This window comes from Pseudomonas siliginis, assembly GCF_024072275.1.
GTDB lineage: Bacteria > Pseudomonadota > Gammaproteobacteria > Pseudomonadales > Pseudomonadaceae > Aquipseudomonas > Aquipseudomonas siliginis.
This window is the reverse complement of sequence record NZ_CP099598.1, coordinates 2,907,310-2,932,906: the sequence shown is the minus strand read 5'-3', so window position 1 is coordinate 2,932,906 and position 25,597 is coordinate 2,907,310. Positions and strand designations below refer to the sequence as shown.

General features: G+C 60.4%; 17 protein-coding genes and 2 pseudogenes. 16 read left to right on the top strand and 3 right to left on the bottom strand.

Features of this window, described 5'->3' with window-relative positions; all coding sequences use genetic code 11:
* Nucleotides 1–37: 37 nt before the first annotated feature.
* Nucleotides 38–2,377 carry a bifunctional acylase PvdQ gene (gene pvdQ, locus NF676_RS13610; RefSeq protein WP_252887915.1) on the bottom strand — a complete coding sequence of 780 codons (2,340 nt, stop codon included), beginning with the start codon at nt 2,375–2,377 and terminating at the stop codon, nt 38–40.
* Nucleotides 2,378–2,620: 243 nt separating this feature from the next.
* Here pvdQ and NF676_RS13605 point away from each other — a divergent pair, with 243 nt between their 5' ends.
* Nucleotides 2,621–2,998 carry a fe2+ zn2+ uptake regulation protein gene (locus tag NF676_RS13605; RefSeq protein ID WP_252885999.1) on the top strand — a complete coding sequence of 126 codons (378 nt, stop codon included), beginning with the start codon at nt 2,621–2,623 and terminating at the stop codon, nt 2,996–2,998.
* Between the two features lie 9 nt (nt 2,999–3,007).
* Here the strand turns inward: NF676_RS13605 and NF676_RS13600 are convergent, their stop codons facing one another.
* Nucleotides 3,008–3,196, bottom strand: coding sequence for a hypothetical protein (locus NF676_RS13600; RefSeq protein WP_041480969.1), 189 nt, complete (start codon nt 3,194–3,196; stop codon nt 3,008–3,010).
* Nucleotides 3,197–3,551: 355 nt separating this feature from the next.
* On the opposite strand from NF676_RS13600, the gene NF676_RS13595 reads away from it, so the two are divergent.
* From NF676_RS13595 to NF676_RS13575, 5 genes are read left to right on the top strand one after another with little or no spacing between them, the layout of a single operon-like run.
* Nucleotides 3,552–4,799 (top strand): MFS transporter, encoded by a 1,248-nt coding sequence (locus NF676_RS13595; protein WP_252887914.1) that lies wholly within the window; start codon nt 3,552–3,554, stop codon nt 4,797–4,799.
* A 9-nt stretch (nt 4,800–4,808) separates the two neighbouring features.
* Nucleotides 4,809–5,939, top strand: coding sequence for a LuxE/PaaK family acyltransferase (locus NF676_RS13590; protein WP_252887913.1), 1,131 nt, complete (start codon nt 4,809–4,811; stop codon nt 5,937–5,939).
* 1 nt (nt 5,940) lies between these two features.
* Nucleotides 5,941–8,343 carry an aldehyde dehydrogenase family protein gene (locus tag NF676_RS13585; protein WP_252887912.1) on the top strand — a complete coding sequence of 801 codons (2,403 nt, stop codon included), beginning with the start codon at nt 5,941–5,943 and terminating at the stop codon, nt 8,341–8,343.
* Between the two features lie 43 nt (nt 8,344–8,386).
* Complete coding sequence (locus NF676_RS13580; RefSeq protein WP_252887911.1) at nt 8,387–9,697, top strand: phenylacetate--CoA ligase family protein; 1,311 nt, start codon at nt 8,387–8,389, stop codon at nt 9,695–9,697.
* Nucleotides 9,666–10,601 (top strand): GNAT family N-acetyltransferase, encoded by a 936-nt coding sequence (locus tag NF676_RS13575; RefSeq protein ID WP_252887910.1) that lies wholly within the window; start codon nt 9,666–9,668, stop codon nt 10,599–10,601. The genes NF676_RS13580 and NF676_RS13575 overlap by 32 nt, the downstream gene beginning before the upstream one ends.
* A gap of 45 nt (nt 10,602–10,646) precedes the next feature.
* On the opposite strand, the gene NF676_RS13570 is transcribed toward NF676_RS13575, so the two are convergent.
* Nucleotides 10,647–11,174, bottom strand: a complete 528-nt coding sequence (locus tag NF676_RS13570) for a hypothetical protein (protein ID WP_024012886.1) — start codon at nt 11,172–11,174, stop codon at nt 10,647–10,649.
* 353 nt (nt 11,175–11,527) lie between these two features.
* Between NF676_RS13570 and NF676_RS27745 the strand changes: the two are divergent.
* From NF676_RS27745 to NF676_RS13525, 10 genes and pseudogenes are all read left to right on the top strand, one after another.
* A pseudogene (locus NF676_RS27745) lies at nt 11,528–12,610 on the top strand (cache domain-containing protein); the annotation flags it as partial.
* Nucleotides 12,611–12,991: 381 nt separating this feature from the next.
* A pseudogene (locus NF676_RS27740) lies at nt 12,992–13,519 on the top strand (methyl-accepting chemotaxis protein); the annotation flags it as partial.
* Between the two features lie 240 nt (nt 13,520–13,759).
* On the top strand, nt 13,760–14,206 hold the full coding sequence (locus tag NF676_RS13560) for a DUF411 domain-containing protein (protein ID WP_252887909.1): 447 nt from the start codon (nt 13,760–13,762) through the stop codon (nt 14,204–14,206).
* Nucleotides 14,206–14,640 (top strand): YqaA family protein, encoded by a 435-nt coding sequence (locus tag NF676_RS13555; protein ID WP_252883779.1) that lies wholly within the window; start codon nt 14,206–14,208, stop codon nt 14,638–14,640. The genes NF676_RS13560 and NF676_RS13555 overlap by 1 nt, the downstream gene beginning before the upstream one ends.
* A gap of 86 nt (nt 14,641–14,726) precedes the next feature.
* Complete coding sequence (locus NF676_RS13550; protein WP_252887908.1) at nt 14,727–15,773, top strand: alpha/beta fold hydrolase; 1,047 nt, start codon at nt 14,727–14,729, stop codon at nt 15,771–15,773.
* A 12-nt stretch (nt 15,774–15,785) separates the two neighbouring features.
* The gene (locus tag NF676_RS13545; RefSeq protein ID WP_252887907.1) at nt 15,786–16,739 is read left to right on the top strand and encodes a D-2-hydroxyacid dehydrogenase family protein; all 954 of its coding nucleotides are present in this window, start codon (nt 15,786–15,788) and stop codon (nt 16,737–16,739) included.
* Nucleotides 16,740–17,329: 590 nt separating this feature from the next.
* Complete coding sequence (gene glgA, locus NF676_RS13540; protein WP_016774645.1) at nt 17,330–18,916, top strand: glycogen synthase GlgA; 1,587 nt, start codon at nt 17,330–17,332, stop codon at nt 18,914–18,916.
* Nucleotides 18,917–18,933: 17 nt separating this feature from the next.
* Nucleotides 18,934–20,736, top strand: a complete 1,803-nt coding sequence (gene treZ, locus NF676_RS13535) for a malto-oligosyltrehalose trehalohydrolase (protein WP_252887906.1) — start codon at nt 18,934–18,936, stop codon at nt 20,734–20,736.
* Complete coding sequence (gene malQ, locus NF676_RS13530) at nt 20,733–22,811, top strand: 4-alpha-glucanotransferase (RefSeq protein WP_095179954.1); 2,079 nt, start codon at nt 20,733–20,735, stop codon at nt 22,809–22,811. Before treZ ends, malQ begins: the two co-directional genes overlap by 4 nt.
* Complete coding sequence (locus NF676_RS13525) at nt 22,808–25,582, top strand: malto-oligosyltrehalose synthase (protein ID WP_252887905.1); 2,775 nt, start codon at nt 22,808–22,810, stop codon at nt 25,580–25,582. The genes malQ and NF676_RS13525 overlap by 4 nt, the downstream gene beginning before the upstream one ends.
* The last annotated feature ends 15 nt before the right edge of the window (nt 25,583–25,597 follow it).

Genomic DNA, 25,597 nt, shown 5'->3' with positions numbered 1-25,597 from the left:
GGGAGGCGGCCTTCGTTTGTTTCGAGCTGTGACTGTTTTACTGCGCTGCCACCTTCCCTGCCTGATCCTGCTTGATCGTCTGCACCTGATATTGCGGATCCGCCTGGATCTGCTGTTCGGTGAACGGCAGAACACTCCACTGCTTCTTCGAAAATGCAGCAGTCTGATCCCGCGAGTATTTCGACATCGGATCACTGGATAACGAGAACGCCAGCAGCCCTTGGGCGTGCGGGCCTTTTTCATCGAAGCTCACAACTTGCAGATAGCTGGTGCCGCTGACCACTTCAAGTTTGCCGTCTTCGCGGGGCACGCTTTGCATCGCGTTGTAGATGCCCAGCGTCCCCGGCCCGCCATGAATCGGCGTTTGCTGCCCGCCGCTGCTGACCACCTGGACATCACCCCAGCGGGTGTCAGGTTTCAGGCCCATTTTTGCGACCCGCTCAACCGACGCGAGCATCGCTTCACGCAGTGCTTTGGCGACGGCAGGTTGTTCGACTGCCAGGCCGCGAGGAGTGTGTTGCGCATCTGCCGGATTGAATGCAACACGCCAGATATCCGCTGATTCAAGCAGCGCCTGCATGATGTTCTGAAAATGCACCAGACCGAGCCCGGAATCCAGATTTGCGCGGCCGTCCCAGGCTTTGAGGCTGGCGCACGCAGACTTGAGTGTCGCGGCATCGCTGCCCAGATCGGCGCCGCAGAACTTCCGCAGATCGGGCATGACCTGCGCGGCCAGATAGACCTGATCGTCCATGACCATGTGCTGCAGATCCTTGACTGCCAGCGGGCCTTTCTTGCTCAGTTCACCCAAACGATCAAGCGCGAATCGTGAGCGCAGGCCCAGCGGTTGTCCTTCCTGACTGATCAGCGGTGAATAGCCGGTGAGCGGTTGAGCCGGGTTGGCCAGCCATGCCGAATCATTGGAGTGCTGAACGAAATCCCTGCGCAGCAATTGCGGCAACTGGCTGGAAGCGAAGATGCCCTTCTGCGCCGCGTGCGGATCGACATCCCAGGCACAGCCGCTGTTGGAACCGTCCAGCACGATCATGCGCAGACCGAGGCGTGGGTCGCTGCACTTGGCAAGTTTTTCCGCGCTGACGTTCGGTACCACCGACAGGTTCATGTACAGCGTCTGGCCCTTGTCATCCACTGCCAGGGTGTTGACCCACGGAATGCCCTGGATCTTGTGCACTGCGTCTTGCAGGTCCTTTAGATTGCTGGCCTGGTTCATCGCATACCACTGTTCGAGCACGCGGTCGTTGTCGAGGTTGGCATCGCGCAAGCTGTAGGCATATTGCCTGTCCCAGTCGAGCTTGCCCGGCCATTGCACGATCGGGCCGAACTGCGAGCTGTAGATGTCGCGCGCAACCGCTACGACCTGTCCGTCAGCCTGCTTGACCTGCACGGTAACCGTCTGTTTGTTCAGTGGCAGCGACTTGCCATCGAACAAATATCGAGTCGGATCCTTTGGATCAAGTTGCAGGCGATACAAGGTGAAGTGTTTCGACGAATCGACGGTGTGGGTCCAGGCCAGATGCTGGTTGAAACCGATATTGATCATCGGCAATCCCGGCAAAGCGGCGCCCATCACATCAAGCTTGCCGGGGATGGTCAGGTGCATCTGATAAAAGCGCATCCCCCCGACCCATGGGAAATGCGGGTTGGCCAGTAACATGCCACGGCCATTGAACGAGCGCTCGCTGCCGACCGCCACAGCGTTACTACCGCGATCCAGAGCAAAACGTTGCTGACGCGCGTCGGCCAACTGGAACGCCTCGGTGTCATGCTTCACCTGCGCGGTCACTTGCGGCGGCGTCGCGCCAGCAAGGGCTTCGGCGAACTGCCCCACCCCGCCTTCAACCAGCAGGCGCCGCGTCAGTTTGACCAGATCCTCGGCACTGATATCACGTACCCACTCGCCTTGGCATTGCTGCGGCAACCCTTGCTGACGGCGTTCAGCCAGATAGCGGTTGTAACCGGCGGCATATCCCTCGACCAGGTCGCGGACCTGCGTCGGTTGCGCCTGCCAGAAGGTTTCGACCGCTTCAGGGGTATTGAGCCAGGTGAAGAACACATCACTGACGCGGTTTTGCCGTTGTTCAACAGTGAACTGCTCCGGGCCGAAATATTGGGAGCGCTGACCATTGACCGTGACGATCTCGTTGGCCAGCAGGCACAGATTGTCCTGGGCGTAGGCGTAACCGATGCCGAAACCCAGACCGCGTTCGTTTTCGGCGCGAATGTGCGGCACGCCGAAACTGGTGCGGCGAATATCGGCGCTGGTTTGTGCAGCCGGGCTCAGTGCATGGGCCGACAGGCTCAGTCCGAACAAGGTGCTGGCGAGGGCCAGCCCGGTGAGTTGCCTGGAAATAATCACGCTTGCTCCTGATCGAAAGGTCGATTGCCCCTGCGTCCACGCGCAATGAGCCTGTCGAAGAAACGAAGCTGAGGGAAAAAATTTAGCGGGTAGCCCATTGAGGCAATGCCGTCATCACAAGGCTGAGACGAATTAGCGACGAAATTTCTACATCTTTTCTTTCATGATTTGTCGTGCTGAAACGTCTTGTTTAGAGAGCGCAACAAAACCTTTCCCGATCTGGCTCTGAAAAGGAGTAATCGCATGTACAACTCGCAACTACCATCGGACGGTAGCCAGACGCCACAGGGCGTTTCGATGAGTTCGCACTCTGGCAATTTCACCCAGCGCGGCGAGCGTCCGGGCAATGAGCGTATTCGCGTGCTACTGAAGAGTTTCGGCCTACGCACCAGCCTGATTCGCCTGAAAGTCATCGACGCGCTGCTCGTGGCGGCACAGAGCAATCGTCGCCTGGGCGTACGTGGCGTACATAGCCAGTTGCTCGATCTGGACGTGCCGCTGTCGTTTCTCAGCGTGCGAGAAGTGCTTAAACGCTTGTGCGCCGAAGGCGTGATCACCTTCAACGCCGACAAGAGTTACAGCCTGCACCCGCAGGCTGCAGCGGTCCTCAACCACGAATGAGGCTCGCCTTCAGGGCTTGACCTTGCGGCGCATCACGCCGTTGATGATGACCACCACGACCGCTACGCCGATTGCCACGTACTGGAAAGTCTTCTCGGTGATCATGCCGGCATTCTGCAGCCAGGACAGGCCCAGCATGATCGCCAGTACCGACAGAGCGATCAGAATCGAATAAATCAAGCGTTGCTTCTGGGTCATTGCGGTTTCCTGAAACATTGAAATGTAGCCGGTTGCACGCCGAGCGTTCCCCGGATTACGGGTATGCGCCGGGGCAAACGGGTGCTCATGTTACCGCCCCTGAAGACTTTTGGCTGCAAGGTAACCCGACCTTAAGGCATGGCCCTCCCTGCTCTGGCGCAATCAATGCCCGCACTGACGAGGGCATCGTTGTTTGCGCCGCAATGGCAGCCAGGTAAACAGGTTTCACGCCGCGCCAATCCTTTAAACATGCCGTAAGTTTTTGAAATCTGCTGACGCAGCAAACGGCTAGGTCGGCTGTGCGCCTGCGCCTAGGCTCTGCGAACTTCCTACCACTCATAAAACAGGGATGTTCATGCAGAGAACACTTATCAATATCGGCCCCAGACAGGTTGCGGGTTTCTGTCTGGCGCTGACCGCTTTCGAACTGCTCACTTACATGGCCAGCGATGTGATCATGCCAGCGATGCTGGATGTCACCACCGACCTCGACGCGGACGTGCGGCATGTTCCCCATGCCTTCAACCTGTATCTGTTGGGTGGCGTGTGCCTGCAATGGTTGCTCGGCCCGTTGTCCGATCAATACGGCCGACGACCACTGTTGTTGTCGGGCAGCGCGCTGTTCGGATTGTCGTGCGCGGCAGCTTTTTTCACCGACAGTATTGGGGCGTTCAACCTGTTGCGGCTGTTGCAAGGCATGGGTCTGGGGTTTGTCGTCGCAGTCAGCTATCCGGCGCTACAGGAGGTGTTCTGTGAAACGGACGCCGTCAGGCTGATGGCGTTGCTCGGCAATGTTGCGTTGTTATCGCCGCTGCTCGGGCCGCTACTGGGGATCCTGTTGCTGGAATGGCTGAGCTGGCGGGAAATCTTTCTGCTGCTGGGATTCACGGCAGCGCTGGTCTGGCTCGGTCTGTTGCTGTGGATGCCGGAAACCGTAGGCGTCGAGCGCCGCGATGGTCATCGAACACCCCTTGTGCCCTTCTCCTGGCGTTGCACTTCACGGCGCTATGGCGCGTTGTTGGGCAACCCGCGTTTTCTCTGCGCCAGTCTGGCGCTGGGCCTGATGAGTCTGCCCCTGATCACATGGATAGGCCTGGCACCGTTGCTGCTGGTGCGGGTGCTGGAACTGCCGCCGCTGGAATATGGCCTGTGGCAGATTCCGGTTTTCTCAGCGGTGATTGCCGGCAATCTGATTCTCGACCGCTTGCTGCAGACTCATTCGCTGACGCAATTGATTCAACTGGCGCTCTGGCCGTTCTGTCTGGGCCTTCTGTTTCTGGCCGCGTGCGCATTGTTCGGCGCGGGGCTTGGTCCGGTGGTGGCGAGTTTATCGCTGTACGCCGTCGGGCTGGGCATGAGCAACGCCGCGGTGTATCGCCTGGCGCTGTTTGCCAGCGACGACAGCAAAGGTCTGGTGTCGGCGCTGACCGGCATGATTTCGATCGCCGTCATGGGCCTTGGCGGTTCGCTGATTGCGGCCATCGGTGGCGGCGGCCGTCTTGAATACTTCGCTCTCTGGGCCGCATTCGGCGGGCTGATGTGCCTGCCCATGGTTTACCGGCTCCTGCAAACCACCACAGCTGATGTGGCCTCGCCTCAGTAAGGAACACTGATGACTCACCTACCCTATGCCGACGCGCTGTGCGCGTTGAAGCACCCCTATTGCGCGGATTCAGCCGCGCCCGGTCTGTTTGATCGGGCGATGAAGGAAATCAGCCGCTTTCACTGCGATCACACCCCGGGTTACGCCCATTGGCTCAACGCCCATGGGCTGGCACCGCAAGACCTCGACAGTCTTGATGACTGGTCACGTCTGCCGCCGATCTTTGCCAGTTTCTTCAAGCAACACTTGCTGCTCAGCAGTACGGGGGCGGACGCCCTGGAACTGACTTCGTCGGGCACCAGCGGGCAGAAAAGCCGGATGCGTTACGACGAACGCAGCCTGGCGCGGGCGCAGTTCATGGTTGCGCAGATCTTTCGCCATTACGGTTGGGACACTCCGGATACGCCGTGCAACTACCTGCTGCTGAGCTACGAACCCGAGGGTCACATTACGCTCGGGACTTCGTTTACCGACCAGTTTCTCTGTCGGTTCGCCCCGGTCAATCGCGTGGTTTACGCCTTGCGCAACACCGGTAGCGGCCATCAGTTCGACGTATTCGGTGTCATCGCCGCATTGCAGTCATTCGCTGAAGAAGGTTTGCCGGTACGGATTTTCGGCTTCCCGGCGTTTCTCTGGCAGACCCTGCAACGCATGCAGGCTACCGCTGTACAGGATGTGCAATTGCCCGCCGGTTCGCTGGCCTTTTTTGGCGGCGGCTGGAAAACCCAGGCTGCGCAGGAAATTCCCAAACAGCAGCTCTACGCCCATATCCATCGGCAATTGGGCATCGAACCCGCCCGCTGCCGCGACGGTTACGGCGCTGTCGAGCATGCGGTGCCTTACATCGAATGCGCCCGTCACCGCTTTCATGTGCCGGTGTATTCGCGGGTGCTGATTCGCGATGCGGCGGATTTTTCTCTGCTGCCCTATGGCCAACAAGGCCTGCTCGGCTTCGTCTCGCCTTACATCTCATCCAGCCCGGCCCACGCCGTGGTCATGAGCGACCTTGCCACGCTGCACCCGGGCGCAAGTTGCGGCTGTGGATTGACCAGCGACTGGTTCGAACTGCACGGCCGCGCCGGCACCACAGCGGGCAGAAGCTGCGCGATGGCCGCCGCCGAATTACTGGGAAGTCACTGAAATGTATTTGATAAATGGACAACTGCACGACATTTACAGCCTCGACCAAGCGCTGCAAGACCTGCAACACAAGTTGCCCCAGCGTTTGGCGACATCGCTAGACAGCAGCACGGTCATCACGGCGATAACTGTTTTTGCCCAGCTGCTGCGTGACTCGCGCACGAACCTGCCCCTCGACAGCGAACAACGGCAGGCCTTGATCGATTTCTGCCAACCTGAAGCCTTGACGATCAAACGCCAGCGCGAACTCGGCGTCGCTGCCGACTCCCTGCGCCGTATCGATTATCGCCTGCCGCGCTTCGAAGCCTGGCGCCCGCTCGGGCTGGTGGTGCACATCACCCCGGCCAACGCGCCGCTGCTGGCCTTTTGCGCGGTGGTGGAAAGTCTGCTCGCCGGCAACGTCAACTGGTTGCGCCCCAGCCGCAGCGATCAAGGCCTGACGGCGCGACTGTTGCGGGCGTTGGTGAACTGCGATGCGAGCGGACAACTGGCCGGCCACGTGGCGGTGGTTCCAGCGAGCACCGAGCAGATCGGCCAATTATGCAAATCGGCCAATGGTGTCGCGGCGTGGGGTGGCGAAGCGGCCTTGCAAGCCATTCGGCAACAGCTCGCGCCGGGTTGTCGCTGGATCGACTGGGGGCATCGCATCAGCTTCGTCTATCTCACTCCTGCATCGGCTACGCCAGAGGCGCTTGATGCCGTCGCCGACGAAGTTTGCCGACTGGATCAGCAGGCCTGCTCCAGCCCGCAATGGCTGTTGGTGGACAGCGACGACACGCAAGTCTTGCGCGATATCGGTGAACGCCTGGCGCAGGCCCTGCAACGACGCGCCGCACAGTGGCCGGCACTGGTGCCGACACGCCAGGAAGCTGCGCAAATTACCACGCACACGCAAATGGCCCGCCTCGGTCAGAGTTTTGCCGGTCACACCGGGCAAGTGTGGAATGGCCCAGGCTGGCGGGTGATCTGGAGCCATGATCGGCAACTCGCACCTTCGCCGCTGTTTCGCAGCGTATTGCTGCACCCGGTGCCGCAGGCGCTGCTGCCCGCCACTCTGCTGCCGTGGCGCAACGCCCTGCAAAGCTGTGCGCTGGTATGCGCACAATCGCAAATTGTCGAGCTTACCCATGCGTTGATCGCTGCCGGAGTCACGCGGATCGCACCGATCGGCAACATTCACGACGGCTACGAGGGCGAACCCCATGATGGCGTCTATGCGCTGCAACGTTTGAGTCGACGGGTATCGGTGAGTCTGGCGGCCACGCAACTGCCGAATCAGGCCAGTCTCGATCCAGCGCCATCAGCGGCGACGCCGTGCGCTGCGATCATGGACAAAGAAGCCTTCGTCGCCCAGCCCATCAACGATCAGGCGCAGTTGTATTTCCGCTCCGGAGGCAGCAGCGGCACCCCTGCTCTGGCCGGCTACAGCTATCGCGACTTTGATCGGCAGATGCGCGCGACCGCTGACGGTCTGTTCGCCGCTGGTCTTGATCCGGCGCGGGATCGGGTCATGAACCTGTTCTTCTGTGGCGGGCTGTACGGCGGTTTTCTCAGCTTCAGCAAAGCGCTGGAATTGCTTGAGGTGACGCACCTGCCCATGGCCGCCCCCGCTGATGACAATTATCGGGAGATTGCTCAATTGATCATCGACCAACGGGTCAACGTGCTGGTGGGAATGCCCGCCACAGTGCATCGCCTGTTTTTGAATGAGCAGCAGCGGCTGCGCGCTTATGGCGGGGTTGAAAAAGTCTTTCTGGGTGGCGAGCACCTGAGCGAGCAGAACCGTGCATTGCTGCGCAGTTGTGGCGTGTCGAGCATTCGCTCGGCGATCTACGGCAGCGTCGATGCCGGCCCGCTAGGCCATGCCTGCAGGGCTTCGGCGGATGGGGTTTTCCATCTGATGAACGTGATCCAGCACTTGGAAATCGTCGCGTTCGATGAGGATGTGCCGGTGGTCGAGGATCAAGTCGGTCGGCTGCTGGTCACCTCGCTCGCCCGTGAAGGGGGCCAGCGCGTGCAGCGTTATGAGATTGGCGACACCGGGCGCTGGCTGCCGGGCGTCTGCGCCTGCGGGCTGACGTCGCCACGCTTCGAGCTGTTGCAACGCCACGGCAAGCTGTTGCGCATCGGCACTGACTTCATCTCCCTGAGCGAATTGGCGTCGCGGCTGCAAGTGCCGTTTCAGTTGCAGCTGGACCACAGCGCCGAGGGCGTCGAGCGCATGCAACTGCATTGCGAACTTACAGCCGCCACGGTTGATACACGTCTCGCCGATTACCTGACCCTGACGACCATCATCGACAGCGGATTGCTGGTGCTGCAGATCGAGCAATGCTCGCCCGAACACTTCGCTCGAAACAAACACAGCGGCAAGACGCCGCTGGTCATTGACTCCCGCCGCTGACGCTTGCCGTGAGCTGGCTCATTCGAATCAAGAAGAACACACCGTGAAAATAACCGACTCGATTAGCGAATTAACGGGTTTCGCCCTCGAGCATTCGCCCTACTACAAGAACAGTCTCGCCAACATCCCCGAGGCGATAAGTTCACTGTGCGAATTGCCACTGCTTGATCCGGCAGACTTCTGGAAAGACAGCGCGGATCTGATGCAATGGCCGGTTCTGACGGCCCCCATTGCCCACGCCTTGGTGTTCAAGAGCGGTGGATCAACCGGCGGTGGCAGGCTGTCCGTGTATGCCCGCACGGAATGGCAGCGCACGGTGGAAGATTTCGGCCGCAGCCTGAGTGAACAATTCAGCCCCGGCGACCGTGTCGCCAACCTGTTTTTCGCTGGCGACCTCTACGCCAGTTTTCTGTTTATTCATGACTCACTCGCCCATGTTCAAACAGCTGTCAGCGAGTTTCCGTTTACCGGCGAGGTTGATCCGCCGAAGTTGGCCGATGCCATCGAACAGCATCGAATCAATGTACTGGCTGGCGTGCCCGCGCAATTACTGACTTTCGCCAGTTGGCTCAAACAACGCGGACTGACGTTGCCCCTGGTTGATAGCGTGCTTTACGGCGGGGAGAGCCTGTTTGCCTCACAGCGCCAGCTCCTTGAGCAAGTGCTGCCCAACGCGCGCATTGCCTCGATCGGCTACGCCAGCGTCGATGGCGGATTCATTGGCGCCAGTCATCCTGATTGCATCGAAGGAGAACATCGCACACCCGACGGTCACGTCCTGTTGGAGATTGTCGATCAGCACAGCGGCGCAACGATCGAGGCCTGCAATCAAACCGGTCTGCTCGTATTGACCAATCTGCATCGCCGCTTGATGCCGCTGATCCGCTATCCCGTCGGAGATCTAGCGTGCTGGCGCGAACCGCCGGGCACTGCACGACGCAAATTCGCCCTGAGGGGACGCAGCGGCAATAGCCAGCGTGTGCGGGTCGGCATTCTGTCGCTGATGACCGATGAAATCAGCGAAAGCGTACGGAGCATCACTGGCAGCGACGATTGGCAATTGCTGATCGAACAAGCCAATAGCGCAGATGTGTTGACGTTGAAATACGCAGTCATCGAACGATCGGCGCTCATCGACGAGAAACTTGAGGCCCGCTTGATCGAACTGTACCCGCCGATCGCGCAACTGCGGGCTGAGCGGTTATTGGAGCTGCGCATCCAGAGTTGCCGGTTTGAGGACTTGGCGCGCCATCCTCGCGCAGGGAAAAGCCTGCGGATCGTCGACTTGCGCTGCTATGACCAGGAAGAGCGGGAGGTGCGTGATGGAGTCGTTGATTCTGCGCAATTACCGTGACACCGACGCCAAGGCCGTCAGCCAGCTGTTTCGCGAGGTCTACGGTGATCATTACGTGCAAACCGACGTTTACATGCCCTGCCTGATCAATCAGAACCACGCCGACAAACGCTGGCATTCACTGGTTGCAGTGGAGGGTGAGCGGATTCTTGGTCATGCCACTTTGTATCGGCAAAGCGAAAGCTCGCACGATGCCGAACTGGCCTTGAGCGTCGTACATCCCGATACCCGTGGAAAGAACATTGCCACGCGGCTGGGCGGACAACTGCTGACTCATGCGCAGGCGTTGGGTTGTCGCAGCGTCTCGATCAAACAGGTCACCCATCACCCTTACACCCAACGCATGGCTATCAACCTCGGTTTTCACAACACTGGATTGTTGCCGGACTATGTCCGCTCACCCTTTGGTTGTAAAAAACCCGAGTCGATCGTGTTGGGTGTACGTGCTATCGATGGCTATCAACGGCCATTGCCAGAACAGGCATGGCCAGCCAGTTGCCGCCCCTTGATGGAGCGTCTGAGCGCTGTGTTCGGCGTCGGAGCTGATGCAGGACGCTGGCGCGGAGCTTCGGTTCAGGTCCAGCAGCACGGCAGCCGCCATGAAATGTGGCTGGAAAAACTCAATCCGGAACTGCTCGACCAGTTGCGATCACTGCCCGGGCATTGGCTGGTTTCGATTCGTCTACAGCTTTCGCGACAGTTTGCCGTGGATCTGCACAGTCTGAATGCCATCGGTTTTGCTTTCACCGGCCTGGCGCCTGCACAGGACAATCGAGGGGGATGGCTCGCGCTGTTTCATCGTGGCTACCGCGCCCGCCGGCTTGCGCTGCATTGCCCGCATATGCAGCAGTTGCATGACCAGGCACAACGTCACATCACTCGGCAAGCCGTGCCGGCGGCGTAAACAGCATGAGCCCGCACACGGATGAGCGGGCATCATCAGCAGACGTTACGCCTTTGCCTTCAGGCCTTTGTCGGACGGAACTGCCGCATTGCCTTCGCCATAGGTCTTGAGATTCTGCAGGACGTAAATGGCTTTCTTGAATTCGGGGATCAGGCTCTTGCCGTAGTAATTGCCATTGAGACTGTTGGTCTGGATGGCATCGAGCTGAGTGGCGAAATATTCCAGCGCGTTGAACTTCGCCTCCGGGTCTTTCTGCACGCCGAAGCGGTCGAATTTGTCGCCGGCATTGAGCAAAGTGATCGAGGTGATCTCGGAAATCAGGCCGCGCCCGCGCAGGAATTCGCTGAGGTTGCCCAACTGCTTGACGGAAACGTTGGCCGGGTCGAAGCCCTTGATCTGCTTGCGCAAACCCTGTTTGTCCATCTCCGCCACATTCAGCGCATTCGGATCGTTGCCGACCAGCGTCAGCATCTGCTGCACTTTGACGCTCTGCGAAACCTGCTTTTTCGCGCCGGTATCACGGACCATTACGCCTGCCTTGCTTTCCCAGGCGCCGGTATAGCCGATCGTCATGCGAGGATTCCTTTTGCGATGAGCATGAAATGTCCTTGTTCCAACCAATTGAATGGGCGCGAGTATCGGCCGATGCGCCTGATCGCACCAAGTCTTTTGTGCGCTTTTTTACAAATCTCGTACATTCGCGACACAAGCCTGCATCCCGTAAACATTGGTTCAGAGCCGTCATCTTGATGTAACAAACGTGGCGATCCGGGGATTTGTACCCATCCCGATATCAACCGGTCATCGCCCAGCGTTGTTTCGGCGCGCGAGCACCTAAAGCTTCGGCCCGCAACGACGATACGCTGTGATACCCGCCCTGTTTTATTCCTGCCCTCCAACAAAAAAGCCGCTCAAGGATCAGTTCCATGCCCGCACTGCGCACTATTCAGGCTCGCTACACGCTGTTTCTGATTCTGTTCATCCTGCTGTTGTCCGTGCTGACCGTGGTCGGCATCAGCCAACTGGTGGCACCGACCCTGCGCGATACCGAAGAGAAGGTCGTGCTCAACCGCATCGCCGAAGTCGCCGTGCAGATTCAGGGCGAACTGAACAAGGTCCAGGCGCAGCAACGCAGCATCACCCAGACCATCCCGCTGCTCGACAGCGCCGCCATCGACACGGTGTTGCCAGGGCTGGTGGATCAGTATGGCGAGCTGAAAGTCTTCGGCGGCGGCATCTGGCCGTTACCGGGCCAGCGTGAAGCCGGGCGCAACAAATTCAGCACTTTCTGGCACCGTGACGCCTCTGGCCAACTCAAGGTCAACACGTTCTGGAACAGCGATGCGGCGCCCAACTATTACGACCAGAGCTGGCACAAGGGCGGCATGGCCACTCCGCGCGGCCAGTGCGCGTGGGCCGCTGCCTATAAGGACGACGCCAGCGCCGAGCCGCGCACCAACTGTGCCATGGCGATCTACAAGAACGGCAGCGCCTGGGGCGTTTCGACCATCGACGTGACCCTGGGCTTCTTCAACGATTTGGTGGCGCGCAAGGAAAAGGACCTCAACGCCGAAATGCTCATCGTCGAGGCGGACGGCAAGATCATCAGCAACAGCTCGCGCATCAGCGGCCCGATCGTGCTGAAAAACATCAGCGAACTGGCGGCCAGCTCGACCTTCGTCAATCAGATCAAGACCGGCCTGCAGAATCGCGATACAGCGCAACGCGTCGAGTTCGATAACAACGGTGAAGATGCCACCTTCTTCATGCGCCCTATCGAGGGCACACCGTGGTTCCTCGCCACCGCCCTGCCGACCAAGATGCTCACTGCCCAGCGCGATGACGTGCTCCATAGCCTCAGCCTGATCCAGATTCCGCTGGTGATCCTGCTGGTGCTGTTGCAGGTTTACGCGATTCGCAAACTGGTGCTGCGCATGAAAGCGCTGAAGGCCAACATTGATTCGCTGTCCAGCGGTGACGCCGACCTGACCCGCCGCATCACCATTCGCGCCGAAGACGAACTGGGCGCCATCGGTCACTCGGTCAACACCTTCATCGCCTATCTGCAGAACATGATCGGCGAAGTCACCCAGGCCACCGGCGCCATGGCTTCCAGCCTCGACAACCTGCAGCGCACCTCGGCACATACCGGCCAGATTCTGCTGCGTCACGCTTCGGAAACCGATCAGACCGTCACCGCCATCAACGAAATGAGCTCGACTGCTGAAAGCGTCGCGCAAAACGCCGCTGAAACCGCTGCATTCACCCAGCGTGCCAATGAGAACGCAGACCGCTCGCGCGTTGTGGTCGGGGAAGCGACCAACAGCGTGGTCGCGCTGATCGACGAAGTGGCCAGCGCTACACACAAAGTTGAAAACATGCAGCAGGACGCCCAGCGCATCACCGAAATCCTCGGCGTCATCGGCGCGATTGCCGGCCAGACCAACCTGCTCGCCCTCAACGCCGCGATTGAAGCGGCCCGGGCCGGTGAACAGGGGCGCGGCTTTGCGGTGGTGGCGGATGAAGTCCGCGCCCTCGCCGCCCGCACTCAGGCCAGTACCTCGGAAATCAACGAAATGTTGACCCGTCTGACCCAAGGCGTGAGTTCCTCGGTCAGCGCCATGGAAAACACCCAGGCCAGTTGCCAGTCCGCTGCTGACGCCACCGCCCGAGTCAACTCGGGGCTGGACGAAATGGCCGGTTCGGTCAGCCACATCAACAGCCTCAGCACGCAGATCGCCACCGCCGCCGAACAGCAAAGCGCAGTGACCGAAGAGATCAACCGCAGCATGGTGCAGATTCGCCACATGGTCGATGAACTGGTGCAGAGCGGCCAGGCCAGCGAGCTCAATACCCGCCAATTGCTCGAAGCCAACAGCCGCGTGAGCGCGATCATGGGGCGGTTCAAGGTCAGTTAAGCCAACCGCGACCACGGGGATTTCGGCCTTTACGCCAATCCCCTGTGGGAGCGAGCCTGCTCGCGAAAGCGATTTTTCAGTCACTGTATCTGCGGCTGGTCAACCGCAATCGCGAGCAGGCTCACTCCTAAACTGGTTCGGGTGTTTTGTAGCAACTGGAAACACTCAGTTGATGCCGGGATGGAAAAACCGGTCAAAATGCGTTCTTGCTGACCTTCACCGAGTCGAGAGCCCATTCCCATGCGAAGCCAACTGCGTCTGCTCGCCCTGAGCGCCCTGTTCATCTCCTCCCTGGCGCAAGCCGCCGAACTGATCCCGATCGAAGTGCACCGCGATGCCAACTGCGGCTGCTGCAAAAAGTGGATCAGCCATCTCGAAGCCAAAGGCTTCAAAGTCGAAGATCACGTCGAAAGCGACATGAGCAGCTTCAAACAGCAGCACGGCGTACCACCGCGTCTGGCGTCCTGCCACACGGCGATCATCAATGGCAAATTCGTTGAAGGTCATGTGCCGGCCGATCAGGTGCTTGCGTTGAGCAAGCGCGACGATCTGCTGGGTGTGGCAGCGCCAGGCATGCCGATGGGCTCGCCGGGCATGGAAATGGACGGCATGAGCGATGCGTACCAAGTGATCGGTCTGAAGAAGGACGGCGCCGACGTGGTGGTGGCGGACTACCCGGCCCGTTAATGGGTGCGGCTTACTTCGGCCTGTTCTTTGCTGCGTTCGGTGCGGCAACGTTGTTGCCATTGCAATCAGAGGCGCTGCTGGTCGGTTTGATCGTCAGCGAGCGTTACTGGCTGTGGGGTTTGCTCGCAGTGGCGACGCTGGGCAACGTACTCGGCTCGCTGGTCAACTGGTGGCTGGGCCGTGGCATCGAGCGGTTTCAGGATCGACGCTGGTTCCCGGTCACTCCTCGACACATGGCCAAGGCGCGCAAGCACTACGAGCGTTATGGACATTGGTCGCTGCTGCTCAGTTGGCTGCCGGTGATCGGCGATCCGCTGACCTTGATAGCAGGCGTCATGCGCGAACCGCTCGGGCGCTTTCTGTTGATCGTGACGCTGGCCAAAGGCGCGCGCTATGGCGTGCTGGCCTTGCTGACACTTGGCTGGCTAGGTTGAACCAACCCTCAGTGTGATTGCCTTTGTTTAACGTCGGCGTAATCCCGACCTTCCAGAGTCGGCCAATTTTCAAGGAGTTTGTGCTTATGTCCGTCACGCTTTCCCGCTGGCTGCCCGGCCTCGTCCTCAGCGCTGCCTTGCCATTAATGGCGCACGCAGCCACTGAAACCGCCCCCGCCGAAGGGCCTGCCTACGGCCCGGAGCTGCAAGGCTTCCAATACCCCTACACGCTTAAACACTTCGCCTTCGAATCCCAGGGCCAGAAACTGCAAATGGGTTATATGGACGTCGCCGCCAATGGCAAGGCCAACGGCCGCACCGTGGTGCTGATGCACGGCAAGAATTTCTGCGCAGCGACCTGGGACAGTTCGATCAAAGCCCTGAGCGACGCCGGCTACCGCGTGATTGCGCCGGATCAGATCGGTTTCTGTACATCCAGCAAACCTGAGCATTATCAGTACAGCTTCCAGCAACTGGCGACCAACACCCAGCAATTGCTCAAGGCCTTGGGCATTCAGAAAGCCACCCTGCTCGGCCACTCCACCGGCGGCATGCTCGCTACCCGTTATGCGCTGCTGTTCCCTGAGCAGGTCGATCAACTGGCAATGGTCAACCCGATCGGTCTGGAAGACTGGAAAGCCCTCGGCGTTCCGTATCGCACCGTTGATCAATGGTATCAGCGTGAGTTGAAGGTCACGGCCAAGGGCATTCGCGACTATGAGCGCACCACCTATTACGACGGCCGCTGGAAGCCGGAATTCGATCGTTGGGTCGACATGCTCGCCGGCCTGAGCAACGGTCCGGGCAAGACCCAGGTCGCGTGGAACTCGGCGCTGATCTACGACATGATCTTCACCCAGCCGGTGTACTACGAGTTCAAAGACCTGAAGATGCCGACCCTGTTGCTGATCGGCACCTCCGACACCACCGCCATCGGCAAGGACCTCGCGCCGCCGGAAGTGAAAGCCAAAATCGGTCATTACGAGGTGCTTGGCAAACAGGTCGCCAAGCTGATTCCGCAGTCGACGCTGATTGAATTCCCGGGCATGGGTCATGCGCCGCAAATGGAAGAACCGGAGAAATTCCATCAGACGCTGCTTGGCTGGCTGGGCAAGACTCCTTCCGCTCCTTGATGAGGCAAGCCGATGACGGTGCAGATTGCAGTGATCGATGACTGGCAAGACGTGGCCCGCGACGTGGTCGACTGGTCCGTGCTGGAGAGCATCGGTGAAGTGACCTTTGTGCATGATTACCCGGCCGACAACGCCACACTGGCCGAGCGCCTTGGCAAGTACGAGGTGATCTGCGTCATGCGCGAACGCACGCGCTTCGACGCCGATTTGCTCGGGCGCTTGCCCAATCTGAAGTTGCTGGCCACCGGCGGCATGCGCAATGCCGCGCTGGACATGTCGGCCGCAGCAGCGCTGGGCATCAAGGTCTGCGGCACCGATAGCTACAAACACGCCGCGCCGGAACTCACCTGGGCGCTGATCATGGCGGCCACCCGTGATCTGGTGAAGGAAGCCAATGCCCTGCGGGCCGGCCAGTGGCAGCAGGGCCTCGGCGGCGATCTGCACGGCAAGACGCTGGGTATTCTCGGTTTGGGCAGCATCGGCCAGCGGGTCGCGCAATTCGGTCAGGTGTTCGGCATGCGGGTGATCGCCTGGAGCGAAAACCTCACCGCCGAACGCGCTGAACAGGCCGGCGTGACGTACGTCAGCAAGCAGCAACTGTTCGAGCAGGCCGACGTGCTGTCCGTGCATCTGGTGCTCAGCGAACGCAGTCGCGGTCTGGTCGATGCCCAGGCGCTGGACTGGATGAAACCGACCGCATTGCTGGTCAACGCCGCACGCGGGCCGATCGTCGATGAAACCGCGTTGATCAAGGCGCTACAGAAACGGCGCATTGCCGGAGCAGCGCTGGACGTATTCGAGCAAGAGCCGTTGCCGGCCCTGCACCCGTTTCGCACGCTGGACAATGTCCTCGCCACGCCGCATGTGGGGTATGTCAGTCGGCAGAATTACGAGCAGTTCTTCCGGCAGATGATCGAGGATATTCAGGGTTGGGCAGCTGGGGAGCCGGTGCGTCTGTTGAACTGAGTCCATCACTTTAAACTTCATTTGCTTCAACCGCCCTCTTCGCGAGCAGCCTCGCTCCCACAGGTTGTACGCGGTCCAATGTGGGAGCGAGCCTGCTCGCGAAGAGGTCATCTCAGATTCCACTCTGCAATACGCTCGCACCACAACGGTGCAACTCGCCCATCCCCTAGCACAAAACCGTGACTGCCCAGTCACTGTTTTGGCCCACTCCGACCGAAAAACATGCCCTTCGTCGGAGCGTTTTCCCTCCTGAACCCTCGCTTACATCCCGACACAACCGATTGTCGAACAATTTACCCATTTGCCCCGACCCGCTCTAGGATCTGGCCTAGACTGATTTTTCAGTGGCCAAACCACTCAGTCATACCGACGAAAAAAAGTCGAAACTTTTGCTTCACGCCACAGGTCATCAGAACAACTGGGCGAAAGCGACTGGTGTAATCCTTGCAACGGCCTCACCACCCATTCTGCTTGCGCGTGTTGGGTCAGCATTTGCTCACCGATGCGTGGCGCCTTTGCGCCCGGCCACAGGACTTGGCCACGAAACAGCTTGTTCGAGACAAGAATCAGATCACACACGGGAGATACATATGATCAGTGCGGCATTGGATATTCAGGGAGAGCGTGCTCACCAGTCGCTTGGAGAATCGAGCACCATCAGTGTTCCCGGCAGCCGACAGATCAACGTACCCGGCACCAAGACGCTTGCTCCGGTAGCAAGCCAGAATCCCAACAAGAAAAAAGTGTTGTTCGTGACCTCTGAGATCGCCGATCTGGTCAAGACCGGTGGCCTCGGTGATGTCTCCGCCGCCCTGCCCCGGGCGATGGCCCACCTGCATGACGTGCGGGTGTTGATTCCCGGGTATCCGCAAGTGGTGCACAGCGAAAACCCGATTCACATCATCGGCGAGCTGGGTGGCCACGCCGCGCTGCCACCTTGCAAGATCGGTCGTATGGACATGCCCGATGGTCTGGTGATCTACGTGTTGATCTGCCCTGAACTCTACGAGCGTGAGGGTGGCCCTTACGGCGCCAACAACGGTCGCGACTGGCCGGACAACCATATCCGCTTCGCCCGTCTCGGCCTGGCTGCTGCCGACATCGCCGCCAACCTTGCGCAAATCCACTGGCGCCCGGATCTGGTGCACGCCCATGACTGGCCGGCTGGCCTCGCGCCCGCTTACATGCACTGGCGCGGGCAGCGCACGCCAACGCTGTTCACCATTCACAACCTTGCCTACCAGGGCGTGACCAGCCTCGGTTCCTGCCCGGAGCTGGGGATTCCCACCCATGCCCTGCAACAGGAAGGCATGGAGTTCTACGGCAAGATGTCGTTCCTCAAGGCCGGCATGGCCTATTCGAGCCACATCACCACCGTCAGCGCGACTTATGCGCAAGAAATCACCACCCCGGACTTCGGCTGCGGCCTCGACGGTTTCCTTGCCGCCAAGACCCAGCAAGGCCTGCTCAGCGGTATCCCGAACGGCATCGACGAGAGCTGGGATTCGGCGACCGACCCGCACCTGTTTGCCCCGTTCGCCATCGGCGACTGGGAAGGCAAAGCGGTCAACGCCGCCCATGTCCGTGAGCTGTTCGGCCTGAATGACTCCACCGGCCCGCTGTTCGCCGTGGTATCGCGCCTGGTCTATCAGAAAGGTCTCGACCTCACCGAAGCGGTGTCCGAGTTCATCGTGCAGAACGGTGGTCAGATCGCGATCATCGGTCGCGGCGAGCCGGAGGAAGAGCAAGCCATGCGTGAACTGGCCCTGCGTTTCCCAGGCCAGATCGGCGTGCGGATCGGCTTCAACGAAACCGATGCCCGACGCATGTTCGCCGGCAGCGATTTCCTCTTGATGCCGTCGCGCTACGAGCCTTGCGGCCTGAGCCAGATGTACGCCCAGCGTTTCGGCTCGCTGCCGGTCGCGCGCAACACCGGCGGCCTGGCCGACACCATTGAAAACGGCGTCACCGGTTTCCTCTTCGATGAGTCCACCGTTGATAGCTACAAGGAAGCCCTGAGCCGCGCGTTCAAGGTGTTCGCCTTTCCGGAACTGCTCAACGCCATGCGCTGCCGTGCCATGGCTGCACCGTTCAACTGGAGCAAAGCGGTTGAACCGTACGCCGAACTTTACGAACAACTGGTCGCCAAGGCGTTGGGTAAAGCCAGCCACAAATAACCAGGGAGTTGCAGAAAATGCCGTCAAGGACCCAAGAAACCTGGCCCCACGGCGCGATCATGCTGGATGCCGAGCACACGCAATTTGCGTTGTGGGCGCCTGACGCGTTCTACGTCAGTGTGGAACTGGAAGATGGAAAATCGTTGCCCATGCTGCCCCAGGGCGACGGTTGGTTTGTAATCAAGGCCAATTGCCCGGCGGGCAGTCGCTACCGTTACTGCATCGATGGCGAACTGGAGGTGCCGGACCCGGCCTCCAGAGCGCAGGATGGTGACGTTGACCGCCACAGCGTGGTGGTCGACCCCCATGCCTATCAATGGCGGCACACGACCTGGAATGGTCGGCCGTGGAGCGAAGCGGTGATTTACGAGATGCACGTCGGTGCGCTCGGTGGATTTGCCGAAGTTGAACAGCATCTGGCGCGCTTGGTGGCGCTGGGCATTACCGCGATCGAACTGATGCCGCTGGCGCAATTTCCCGGTGATCGCAACTGGGGCTACGACGGGGTGCTGCCCTATGCACCTCAAGCCTCCTACGGCACCCCCGAACAACTCAAACACCTGATCGACAGTGCCCACGGTCATGGCCTGGCGGTGATTCTCGACGTGGTCTACAACCACTTCGGCCCCGACGGCAACTATCTGCATCGTTACGCCAAGGGCTTTTTCCGCGAGGACAAGCACACGCCTTGGGGCGCGGCGATCGATTTCCGCCGCCCGGAAGTGCGCGAGTTCTTCATTGAGAATGCACTGATGTGGCTGCTCGAATACCGTTTCGACGGCCTGCGTCTGGATGCGGTGCACGCAATTGAAGACCCGGATTTCCTCAGCGATCTGGCCCGGCGCATTCGCCAGCAGATCGACCCGACCCGGCACGTCTGGCTGACCGTCGAAAACGAGCTGAACCAGTCGAGCCTGCTGGAAAACGATTACGACGCGCAATGGAACGATGACGGTCATAACGCGTTGCACGTGCTGCTGACCGGCGAAACCGACGCCTATTACGCTGACTATGCAGCGCAGCCCACTGAGCAATTGGTGCGTTGCCTGAGTCAGGGCTTCGTGTTCCAGGGCCACATCACTCGCCATGGCGAACCTCGCGGCGAGCCGAGCGAACATCTGCCCTCCACCGCTTTCGTGTTGTTCCTGCAGAACCATGACCAGATCGGCAACCGCGCGTTTGGCGAACGTCTGCATCAGCTTGCCGACCCGCGTGCGGTGCAGGCGGCGACGGTGTTGTTGCTGCTGTCGCCGATGATTCCGCTGATGTTCATGGGCGACGAGTTTGCCGCCGAGCAACCTTTCCTGTTTTTCACCAGCCACCACGGTGAACTGGCGGAACTGGTGCGTGAAGGTCGGCGCAACGAGTTCGCCGCATTCAGTGCCTTTACCGATCCGCACAAGCGCGAACAGATCCCTGATCCAAATGCCGAAAGCACCTTCCACGCTTCGCAGCCGCGACTGTCCGGGAGCGGCACGCCATTGCAACAGCAGACCCATGAGCTCTACCGGCAACTGCTGAAGTTGCGCCATCAGTACATCATTCCCCATCTCTCCGGGACCCAGGCTCTGGGCGCGCAAATGCTCGGCTATGGAGCGGTCAGCGCGCGCTGGCGGCTGGGCAACGGCAGTGAGCTGCGAATTGACCTGAACCTCAGTGACACGCCAGTGGTCAACCCTGCACAGACCGATACCGAGTGGCTGTTTCAACAGCCAGCCGCGATCGAACTGTCGGACCCGAACCAACTGCCGGCGTACACCGCGCTCGTCAGCCTCACGGCCGCACCCCTTTTGCACCCCCTGGATGGAGAGCGCCTATGAGCGATGCGCAACTGGAAATACTCGCCAGTCGAGCCGGCCTTGCCGTCGACTGGATCGACGCCAACGGGCGTCAGCAAAAAGTCGCTCCCGCTGTGTTGCGCAATGTCCTGATCGGACTCGGCCACCCCGCCAGCACCGCGCAAGAAATCGATGCCAGCCTGTTGCAACTGCAAGAAGTCCAGCAAGACCGCCATCTGCCGCCCCTGCTGACCTGCGACGTTGGCGTTGCCCTCGACCTGAGTCGCTACTTCACACCGGAGACGCCCTGCGAGATTCATCTTGAAGACGGCTCGCAGATGAACCTCAAGCTGGACAACGAAGCCATGTTGCCCGGCTTGATTCCGGTCGGTTACCAGCAAGTGCACATCGGCGATCAGTATTTCACTCTCGCTGTGGCGCCTGAGCGTTGTTTCAGCGTTGGCGATGCGGTCGATAGTCCGATCCCGCGCGCCTGGGGTCTGAGCGCCCAGCTGTATTCGCTGCGCCGTCCGGGTGACGGTGGTTTTGGCGACACCCAGGCGCTGGAGGAATTGGTTCGTGTAGCGGGTGAACGCGGCGCCGATGCGCTGGCGATCAGTCCGATGCACGCGATGTTCAGCTCAGACAATGGCCGCTACAGCCCTTATTCGCCGTCCAGCCGCTTGTTTCTCAATTCACTGTACGCAGCGCCGGGCAGCATTCTCGGCGAGCGCGCATTGCGTGACGCAATCGATGCCAGTGGCCTGGCCGCGCAGTTCGACCAGTTGGAAAATCTCAAGCTGATCGACTGGCCTGCCGCCGCCCAAGCCAAGCAGAAACTGCTGCAAGCCTTATATGATGGTTTCGTCGCTGGCGAGCATCCGCTGCACGCCGACTTCGCCAGTTTCCGTCATGCCGGTGGCGAAGCGCTGGAGAACCATTGTCGCTTCGAAGCGATTCAGGAAATGCGCGCCGCCCGTGGCGAAAGCCTCGACTGGCGCGAATGGCCGGAGCACTGGCACGACCCGCGCGGCGCGGCGCTGGGCGCATTTGCCGAAGAATATGCCGAGCGCATCGGTTATTTCGCCTTCTGCCAATGGCTGATCCATCGCTGCCTCGAGCGCGTGCAATCTGCCGCGCGCAGTGCCGGCATGGGCATTGGCCTGATCGCCGACCTCGCCGTCGGTGCTGACGGTGCCGGCAGTCAGGCCTGGAGTTTCCAGGATGAATTGCTCGCCTCGCTGACCGTTGGCGCGCCGCCGGACATCCTCAATCGCAGCGGCCAGGGTTGGGGCATTTCCGCGTTCTCGCCGGAAGGGCTGATCCGCAACGGTTTCCGTGCCTTCATCGAGATGCTGCGCGCCAACTTCGCCCACGCCGGAGGCCTGCGCATCGACCATGTCATGGGCCTGCAACGCCTGTGGGTGATTCCCAACGGCGCCGCCCCGGCCGATGGCGCCTATCTGTATTATCCGTTCGACGACATGCTGCGTCTGCTGGCCCTCGAGTCGCATCGGCATCAAGCCATCGTGCTCGGCGAAGACCTCGGCACCGTGCCGGAAGGCCTGCGGGAAAAACTCGCCGCGCGCTCGATTCTCGGCATGCGCGTGCTGTTGTTCGAACAGGACAATACCCGCTTCAAACCGATTCTCGACTGGCCGGATGACGCGCTCGCCACCACCAGCACCCATGACCTGCCGACACTCAATGGCTGGTGGCATGGCCGCGATATCGACTGGAACGCGCGCCTCGGTCTGGTCGATGCCAACGGCGAAATCGACTGGCGCCGGCATCGCGAGCGTGAACGCGAAGGCCTGCGCGATGCGCTGCGTCAGGATCCACAGAACTTCCGCGAAGAGTCCCACGAAGCCGATCAAGTGGTCGATGCTAGTGTGCGTTTCCTCGGCCACACCCGCGCGCCGCTGGTGCTGCTGCCGCTGGAAGATGCCCTGGGTATCGATGAACAGCCGAATCTGCCTGGCACCACCGATTCACATCCGAACTGGTCGCGACGTTTGCCCGGTCCCAGCGAAGCGTTGCTGGACGGCCCCGATGCCGCCCGCCGCCTGGAACTGCTGGCCTGCGCGCGCCTTCAAGCCTCTGAGCGTGACCAATGAATCAACAGCAAATCCAGCCACTGCGCGCCACGTTGCGCCTGCAATTTCATAAAGGTTTTACCCTCGAACAAGCGGTGCCACTGGTGCCGTACTTTGCCCGACTCGGCATCAGCCATATCTACGCCTCGCCACTGCTGGCGGCGCGCGCCGGTTCCATGCATGGCTACGACGTGGTCGACCCGACCCAGGTCAATCCGGAGCTGGGCGGCGAGCCGGCATTGCGCCAACTGGTCAGCACCCTGCGTGAACACAACATGGGGCTGATTCTCGACATCGTTTCCAACCACATGGCCGTGGGCGGCAATGACAACCCGTGGTGGCTTGACCTGCTCGAATGGGGACGCCTGAGTCCGTATGGCGAATTCTTCGACATTCAGTGGCACTCGCCGGACCCGTTGATGGAAGGCCAATTGCTGCTGCCGTTTCTTGGCAGTGACTACGGGGTGGCGTTGCAGGAAGGCACACTCAAGCTCAAATTCAACGCGCAGACCGGGACTTTTTACGTCGAGCATTACGACCACCACTTCCCGATCTGCCCGAACAACTATGGCGAGCTGCTCAAGTCCGACGACACGCTGAAATCGCTGGCAGATCGTTTCAGTACGCTCAGTTACCAGACCGATGCTCACTCGCTGGCGATCCCGCTGAAGCAGGAGTTGCGCGAGCTGGCAAGCAATCCGCGTGTTCTGGCCACCATCGAAAGCAATGTCGCCCAATACGATTCGACCATCGACGAGGGCTTCCACAAGCTCCACGAGTTGCTCGAGCGGCAAAGCTATCGCCTCGCCAGCTGGCGCACGGCTGCGGACGACATCAACTGGCGGCGCTTCTTCGACATCAACGAGCTTGGCGGTCTGCGCGTGGAGCGCCCGGCAGTGTTCGAAGCAACCCACGGCAAGATCTTCCAATTGGTTGAAGAAGGTCTGGTCGACGGCCTGCGCATCGACCACATCGACGGCCTTGCCGACCCGCGTGGCTACTGCCGCAAATTGCGCCGTCGCCTTGATCACTTGGCACCGGGACGTCATCTGCCCATCTATGTCGAAAAGATCCTCGGCGAGGGCGAAACCCTACGCCGCGACTGGAGCGTCGACGGCACCACCGGTTACGAGTTCATGAATCAGCTGTCGCTGCTGCAACACGACCCGGATGGCGAACATGTCCTCGGCGAACTCTGGCAGCGCCGCACCGAGCGCCCGGCAGCGTTCATGGAAGAAGCGCAACTGGCCCGTCAGCAGATTCTCAACGGTTCGCTGGCCAGCGACTTCGAAAGTGTCGCGCAGGCGCTGCATCAAGTCGCGCGGGATGACTTGATGACCCGCGACCTGACCTTGGGCGCGATTCGCCGCGTGCTGCATGCGTTGATCGTGCACTTCCCGGTTTACCGCACCTACATCAGCGCCTTGGGCCGCTCGGAACAGGACGAGGCGATTTTCCAGCACGCCATGGACGGTGCGCGGCAGACCCTCAGCGAAGCTGACTGGCCCGTGCTCGACTCGGTTGCCAGCTGGCTCGGCGGCACGCCATGGCGACGCAAGCCACGGGGGCGCTCGCGCAAGATCCTCAAGCATGCCTGCGTGCGTTTCCAGCAACTGACTTCGCCGGCAGCTGCCAAAGCCGTGGAAGATACCGCGCTGTATCGCTCGGCGGTGCTGCTGTCGCGCAATGATGTCGGTTACAACACCGAGCAGTTCAGCGCGCCGGTCAGCGAGTTCCACGAAGTCAATCAACAGCGTATGACGGAGTTTCCTGACAACCTGCTCGCGACCGCCACCCATGACCACAAGCGCGGCGAAGACACCCGCGCCCGGCTGGCCGTACTCAGTGAGCGCAGCCATTGGTACGCCGACCAGGTCGAACTGTGGCGCGCCCTCGCCCGCCCCGTGCGCATCGAAGATGACGCGCCGTCTGCCGGCGACGAACTGATCCTCTATCAGGCGTTGCTCGGCAGTTGGCCGCTGGAGTTGCAGGACGATGACCAGGCCGGTTTCGCCGATTACGCCAAGCGCATCTGGCAGTGGCAACAGAAAGCCCTGCGCGAAGCCAAGCTGCAAAGCAGCTGGAGCGCGCCGAATGAAGCCTATGAAAACGCGGCCCAGGCTTTCACGGAGAAGCTGCTGACCGGTGAAGAAGGCGAGTTGCTGCGTGCCGCGCTGAGCAAGACCGTCAACAGCATCGCCGCTGCCGGCGCGCTCAACGGGCTGGCGCAAACCTTGCTGCGCATGACTGTGCCGGGTGTGCCGGATCTGTACCAAGGCAACGAGTACTGGGACTTCAGTCTGGTAGACCCGGACAACCGCCGCCCGGTGGATTACGCCGCACGCGAGCAAGCGTTGCAGGCATCCGTGCCGGGTACCGAGCTGCTTAAGGACTGGCGTGACGGGCGCATCAAACAGGCGCTGATCAGTGAGGTGTTGAACCTGCGCAAGGAACACGGCGAGCTGTTCCGCCGTGGCGATTACCAGCCATTGGAAGTGCTGGGCAGTCAGGCGCACAACGTCTTGGCATTCGCGCGTGAACACGAAGGCGTGCGGGCCATTGTCGTAGTGCCGGTGCGTTGCGCGACGTTGCTGGAAAACAGTGCCATCCCGCAGGTCGATGCGCTGCGCTGGGGCGATACGCGGGTCGTTTTACCGTCTGCCGCTTCGGATGCAAACCTGAAGGGACTTTTTGCAAGCAGCGTAGTCACACAAAACAGGGAGCTGAATGTCAGCGAAGCGCTGGGGGATGTCCCGGTCAATCTCTTTATCCAACACTTAACACAAGCATGAGTTCAGTTCAGGAGC

Coding starts and splice junctions, on each gene's coding strand:
- NF676_RS13605 (WP_252885999.1), top strand. CDS start 2,621: ATGTACAACTCGCAACTACCATCGGACGGTAGCCAGACGCCACAGGGC.
- NF676_RS13600 (WP_041480969.1), bottom strand. CDS start 3,196: ATGACCCAGAAGCAACGCTTGATTTATTCGATTCTGATCGCTCTGTCG.
- NF676_RS13595 (WP_252887914.1), top strand. CDS start 3,552: ATGCAGAGAACACTTATCAATATCGGCCCCAGACAGGTTGCGGGTTTC.
- NF676_RS13590 (WP_252887913.1), top strand. CDS start 4,809: ATGACTCACCTACCCTATGCCGACGCGCTGTGCGCGTTGAAGCACCCC.
- NF676_RS13585 (WP_252887912.1), top strand. CDS start 5,941: ATGTATTTGATAAATGGACAACTGCACGACATTTACAGCCTCGACCAA.
- NF676_RS13575 (WP_252887910.1), top strand. CDS start 9,666: ATGGAGTCGTTGATTCTGCGCAATTACCGTGACACCGACGCCAAGGCC.
- NF676_RS13570 (WP_024012886.1), bottom strand. CDS start 11,174: ATGACGATCGGCTATACCGGCGCCTGGGAAAGCAAGGCAGGCGTAATG.
- NF676_RS13560 (WP_252887909.1), top strand. CDS start 13,760: ATGCGAAGCCAACTGCGTCTGCTCGCCCTGAGCGCCCTGTTCATCTCC.
- NF676_RS13555 (WP_252883779.1), top strand. CDS start 14,206: ATGGGTGCGGCTTACTTCGGCCTGTTCTTTGCTGCGTTCGGTGCGGCA.
- NF676_RS13550 (WP_252887908.1), top strand. CDS start 14,727: ATGTCCGTCACGCTTTCCCGCTGGCTGCCCGGCCTCGTCCTCAGCGCT.
- NF676_RS13545 (WP_252887907.1), top strand. CDS start 15,786: ATGACGGTGCAGATTGCAGTGATCGATGACTGGCAAGACGTGGCCCGC.
- glgA (WP_016774645.1), top strand. CDS start 17,330: ATGATCAGTGCGGCATTGGATATTCAGGGAGAGCGTGCTCACCAGTCG.
- treZ (WP_252887906.1), top strand. CDS start 18,934: ATGCCGTCAAGGACCCAAGAAACCTGGCCCCACGGCGCGATCATGCTG.
- malQ (WP_095179954.1), top strand. CDS start 20,733: ATGAGCGATGCGCAACTGGAAATACTCGCCAGTCGAGCCGGCCTTGCC.
- NF676_RS13525 (WP_252887905.1), top strand. CDS start 22,808: ATGAATCAACAGCAAATCCAGCCACTGCGCGCCACGTTGCGCCTGCAA.